This window comes from Lutibacter sp. (assembly GCF_040883305.1).
Lineage (GTDB): Bacteria > Bacteroidota > Bacteroidia > Flavobacteriales > Flavobacteriaceae > Lutibacter.
Genome location: NZ_JBFLKT010000226.1, coordinates 1 through 3,922 on the forward strand (window position 1 = coordinate 1; position 3,922 = coordinate 3,922).

Below are 3,922 nucleotides of genomic sequence, written 5' to 3' on the forward strand. Positions count from 1 at the left end.
ATGCAGCGCTTGTAATAGTTCATGCACAACAAGGTTCCGCCTCGTTGTTGCAGCGTAAATTAAAACTAGGATACAATAGAGCTGGTAGATTAATAGACCAATTAGAAGCTGCTGGAATTGTTGGTCAATTTGAAGGAAGTAAAGCAAGGCAAGTGTTAATTCCAGATGAAATATCGCTAAATCAATTATTAGACGGAGAAAATAACAATAGTTAAAAATATACAAGTAAATTATGAAAAAATTAATTTTAGTTATAAGTATTTTTTTATTAAGCATAAGTGCTTTTAGCCAGGAATCAAATAAAGCCAAAGCTTTGTTAGATGAAGTTGCTGAAAAAGTGGAAGGCTATAAAAATATTTATCTTGAATTTAATCATAGATTGGATAATAGTGATGCCGATGTTCATCAAGAAACATTAGGAAGCGTTACTCTTAAAGGAGAAAAATACCATTTAAATTATATGGGAACCGAACAAATTTATGATGGAAAAAAAACATACCTTATTATACATGAAGATGAAGAAGTAATTATTCAAAATGCTTCAGAAAATAATAATGCCACACTTACACCTTCAAAAATGTTTTCATTTTATAAAAATGGATTTACTTATAAAATGGATGCTCTAAAAACTATAAAAGGTATTAAAATTCAATATGTAAAACTAATTCCGATTGATAGCAATTCTGAAATTAAAGAGGTAATGGTTGGAATTGATATTAAAACAAAACATATTTATAATATTATTGAAATTGGAGATAATAACACAATTACAACACTTGAAGTAAGAACTTTTAAAACAAATCAACCTATTTCAGAAAAGCTTTTTATCTTTGACAAAGCAAAATACAGAGATCAAAAGAATTATACGATTTCTGAACCAAATTAATAGTGTTGAAAATATTTGATAAATACATTTTAAAAAGCTTTTTACAGCCTTTATTAGCCACCTTTTTTGTGGTTCTTTTTGTGTTGGTAATGCAAGCGCTATGGTTGGCCTTCGACGAAATTGCAGGTAAAGGAATCGATATATTTTTTATTTTAAAATTTCTTGGTTATCTATCACTTATTCTAACACCTACTGCCCTACCAATTGGTATTTTATTGTCATCTATTATGGCATTGGGTAATTTATCTGAAAATTACGAGTTTGCCGCTATAAAATCTGCCGGAATTTCTTTAAAAAGAGTCATTAGACCTTTAATTATTTTAACAATATTATTAAGTGGTTTAAATTTTGTGTTTTTAAATAATGTATATCCTTGGGCAACATTAAAACAAAAGAATCTCTATTTAAATATGAAAAAGAAAAAACCAGCATTGGCACTGGTTCCAGGAGCTTTTAATACAGAAATACCTGGTTTTAACATAAAATTTGATGAAAAATATGGTGAAGAAGAGAATTTGCTTAAAAAAGTACAAATTGCAGATTTAACACTTAGCCAAGGAAAAGTAAAGATAATTACTGCTGAAAAAGGTGAGATTTCTACTGAAGAAGGAAGTAAATATATGACACTAACTCTTCAAAATGGTAATTATTACGAAGAACATTACAAGCGGTCTATGACGCAAAATGAACGAAAAAAAATGCCTGCTTCGGCAGCTACATTCGATACATATACAATTAATATTGATATTTCTTCTTTTAATGATGATAAAAATTTAGATAACGAAGATATAACGCAACACCATGGAATGTTAAGTATTAAACAATTAGACTCTATTTCTAAAGTTGAAAAATCTAATTACGACAAATACTTAGAAGAGCGTTCTACTAATTTTTATAATATTGTTAAAGCAAATAAATTATATAAACATCCAGATTCTATTAAAGTTACAGATACTATTTTAAAACCCGAAATATTGGATAATTTTTCCATTTCAAACAAAATTATTATAATTGGAGAAGCGATTCAAATTTTAAAACGTGCTACCGACAGAATTAACAATCAACAATATAAAATAAAACAAGACCGAAAACGTCTAAATTTATATGATTACGAGTATAATTATCGTTTTTCTTTTTCTTTAGCTTGTCTGGTTTTATTCTTTATTGGTGCTCCGTTGGGCTCAATTATACGAAAAGGAGGCTTTGGACTACCAATGATTATGGCAATTACAATTTTTGTCATTTACTTTTTCATATCACAATTCGGTAAAAATTTATCGGAAGAAAGTGCTATTACTACCTTATTGGGCGGTTGGATTTCAACACTAATATTACTGCCTTTTGGTATTTTATTAACGCGCAGAGCCACGCAAGGAATGGGAATATTTAATATAGATTCTGTATTGGATTCAATAAAAAAGTTTTTCGATAGATTTACTAAAAAAAAATCAATTAATCAATTATGAAAATTTCAACAAAAGAAATAAAGTTAAATACTATTGAAGAAGCTATTTCCGATATAAAAAATGGAAAAGTGGTTATAGTTGTTGACGATGAGAATAGAGAAAACGAAGGGGATTTTGTTGCTGCTGCCGATAAAGTAACTCCAGAGATGATTAACTTTATGGCAACTAACGGTAGAGGACTTATTTGTACTCCAATTACCGAAAAAAGATGTAAAGAATTAAATTTAGATTTAATGGTGGGTATAAATACAGATCCACTTGGAACTGCATTTACTGTTTCTGTTGATTATCATGGAAAAGGTGTTACAACAGGAATTTCAGCGCATGACAGAGCAATTACTGTAAAATCTTTAACAGATAGCGCAACCAGACCACACGATTTAAGCAGACCAGGACATATATTTCCTTTAAAAGCCCGTGAAGGTGGTGTTTTAAGAAGAACTGGACATACAGAAGCTATTATAGATTTAGCACGCTTAGCTGGTTTAAATCCTGCGGGAGTTATTGTTGAAATTATGAATGAGGACGGAACAATGGCACGTCTTCCTCAATTGGTTAAGATTGCAAAACAATTCGATTTAAAAATTATTTCTATTGAAAAATTGGTTGAATATAGAATGCAACACGATTCTTTAATTGAACTTACCGAAGATTTTACAATTAATACACGTTTTGGAGATTATAGACTTAGAGCCTACAAACAAACAACAAACAATCAGGTGCATCTGTCCTTAACTAAAGGTACTTGGAAAGAAGATGAAGAAGTTTTAGTTAAAGTAAACTCTACCCTTGTAAATAATGATATTTTAGGAACGCTTACCAAAAACCCTGATGACAAATTAAAAGGTGTTTTTGATGCAATTAATAAAGCTGGTAAAGGCGCAATTGTTTTTATTAATCAAGAAAATCAATCTTTTAATTTACTTGCCAGATTAGCTATTTTAAAAGAAAGTCAGGCAAATAACCAAAACTACATTCCAAATTTAAAAATGGATGAAAAAGATTTTGGTATTGGTGCTCAAATTTTACATGATCTTGGTATTACAAAATTAAAAGTACTTTCTAATGCTTCAACTTTTAGAAAAAGAGTTGGTATGACAGGTTACGGTATTGAAATTATTGAATATGTAAATTATTAGAATTTAATAGCTATTATAATATTTTTAACCCCCTAATTTAATTAATAATAGATGGCTGAGCTGAGTCGAAGCCTTTTATAATGTAACTGATGTTTTTTATATCTGTCATTCCTGCGAAGGCATAAATCTATGCGTAGGACAGTTAGGATAAAACAACTGCAATAAAATTAAAGGTTTAACTTTAAAATAACAGTAAAACAATATTCTGTAAAACAGTTATTACAATTCTTAAATAGAAGCAAGTGTTATTGAAATAATATATTATTTTTTAACAAAAAACAATGAATAAAAATTTCACAACTACTCTAAAAAAGATAATTATTGTTTGTAGTTTTGCTTTTGTTTTAATGGCTTGTAAAAATGAAACTCTTCAAAAAAAAGAAATAGTTTCATTAAATAAAAACACCTTTAAAATTAATGGTACTTTAGAA

General features: G+C 28.7%; 4 protein-coding genes. All 4 read left to right on the forward strand.

Translation table 11 applies throughout. From position 1 onward, the window contains the following. Window positions 1-215 (forward strand): DNA translocase FtsK (locus AB1Z17_RS07105; RefSeq protein WP_368051104.1); only part of this gene is annotated, 215 nt, incomplete at its 5' end. A gap of 17 nt (window positions 216-232) precedes the next feature. Next, a complete protein-coding gene (locus AB1Z17_RS07110) occupies window positions 233-886 on the forward strand; it encodes an outer membrane lipoprotein carrier protein LolA (RefSeq protein ID WP_368051106.1) in 654 nt (217 codons plus the stop codon). 5 nt (window positions 887-891) lie between these two features. Next, complete coding sequence (locus tag AB1Z17_RS07115; protein ID WP_368051107.1) at window positions 892-2,352, forward strand: LptF/LptG family permease; 1,461 nt, start codon at window positions 892-894, stop codon at window positions 2,350-2,352. Beyond that, window positions 2,349-3,491 (forward strand): 3,4-dihydroxy-2-butanone-4-phosphate synthase, encoded by a 1,143-nt coding sequence (gene ribB, locus AB1Z17_RS07120; RefSeq protein ID WP_368051108.1) that lies wholly within the window; start codon window positions 2,349-2,351, stop codon window positions 3,489-3,491. The genes AB1Z17_RS07115 and ribB overlap by 4 nt, the downstream gene beginning before the upstream one ends. The last annotated feature ends 431 nt before the right edge of the window (window positions 3,492-3,922 follow it).